This is a genomic window from Moorena sp. SIO3I6, assembly GCF_010672095.1.
Genome location: NZ_JAAHHU010001091.1, coordinates 1 through 1,694 on the forward strand (window position 1 = coordinate 1; position 1,694 = coordinate 1,694).

1 protein-coding gene is annotated in these 1,694 nt (G+C 44.6%); it reads left to right on the plus strand.

All coding sequences use genetic code 11. The features are described 5' to 3' along the window. Positions 1–760: 760 nt before the first annotated feature. On the plus strand, positions 761–1,558 hold the full coding sequence (locus F6K49_RS46435; RefSeq protein WP_366514333.1) for a DUF2993 domain-containing protein: 798 nt from the start codon (positions 761–763) through the stop codon (positions 1,556–1,558). Positions 1,559–1,694: the final 136 nt, after the last annotated feature.

The window sequence follows — 1,694 nt, forward strand, 5'->3', positions numbered from 1 at the left end:
TTAACTATTGGTGTTATGGCCTCGTCTATGGGCGAGCGGGGTGCTGACAAAGTAGGAGAACAAAAAAAGCTCTGGTTGCTGTATTGACCTGGAGTCTTTGCTGTAACTGAGTTTAGTAAGGGGTAATTGGTCAATGATAATCATTGATACTCATACCAATACCATTAATTACGTTACAGACCGCAACTTTAGGTTAATTTTTGTTCTTGACTAACCTTTACAAGTATTATAAAGCCTTAATTATATTAAGCTACATTTTACGAAAGTAAACAATTAGGTCAAGGATTATAAAGCAATTCTAAATTGGGTCAGGTACTTAGGCTCTGGTTGTTAGGGAGTAGGGAGCTTCGGAGTAGGGAGCAGCGCAGCCATTGGGGAGCCAGGGCCTTCATGATGGGTTCCCCTCCATGAGCGAGTCCATCAAGATTGGATAAGAAAATTGAATGTACTTGATAACTATGACAAATGCTATAAAGGTTGAGACTGGCTTCTCACCCCTTTAGCCCTACAATTAAACCAATACAACGAAAGCCCGACAACCGAGACTTCTGGAGCTAACACGTTTGAGAGACTAGAGCCTATTAACCGATAACTAAGCACATAACCTACCCTGCACTGGACACTAAAGGTGAATAACTCATTAACCTGCCCTACACTGAAAGTCAATGGGGAATAACCAAATAACTTTCATACCTAGGATCGATTGCTGAGTTCTTCACATTTTGTTACAAATGTAGAAGTAACTCTCGCAGGATGCAAGATGGTTATGTTAGGTGGCTTCACCGGTACAAATAATTCTGGCACCGACTGGGGTGAACAACTGCTCAATACAGTTGCCAGCAAGACCATTCGCCACCTGTTTACCACAAGCGAATCGGTAGATGTTTCTGTGCGCTGCTATCCCTCTAGCAAGTTGCTACAAGGTAGTATCGATAGCTTCAAAATGAGTGGTCGTGGTTTAGTGATTCGTCGGGAATTCCGCACAGAGGAGATGTCCTTTGAAACTGATGCTGTTTCTCTGGATTTCAGCTCAGTGCTTCAGGGTAAGATTTCTCTGAAGCAACCTACTCAAGCGATCGCTCAAGTTATTCTGACTGAAGCTGACATCAACCAATCCTTTAAAGCACAACTAGTAAGAAAGCGGCTGGAAAACCTTTCTACACCAGGGTTAACCGCACTATCTGGTGGTGCTCCGGTTTCCTTTACCGAGGTGCAAGTTCAGCTGCAACCGAACAATGGTCTACGGTTATTTGCTAAGGCTGACCTACCCAATTACGGCATAGTACCGATTAGTATGACATCTACCATCGGAGTAGAGCGACGACGGCGGATTTTGTTTAAAGACTCCCAGTTTCAACCTAATGAAATACCAGAGTCGTTACAAGAGATATCTAAAACTTTGACAATAGCCCTGGATGAGATCTTGAACAATATGGTGGATCTAGACCGCTTCAACCTTGATGGTGTCACTATGCGCATCAATCGTCTAGAGACCCAAGGGAAAAAGCTAGTTTTCAGTGGCTACGCCCAAATCGATCACATCCCGAATAATCCTTGACCGGTCAGCGGTCAGGGGTCAGCAGTCAGCGGTCAGCAGTCAGCGGTCAGCAGTCAGCGGTCAGCAGTCAGCGGTGCGCGTAGCGCTAATCGCTGATAGCACCTCAATTAGCCCATAAACTGATAGCTGATAGCTG

Coding starts and splice junctions, on each gene's coding strand:
- F6K49_RS46435 (WP_366514333.1), top strand. CDS start 761: ATGGTTATGTTAGGTGGCTTCACCGGTACAAATAATTCTGGCACCGAC.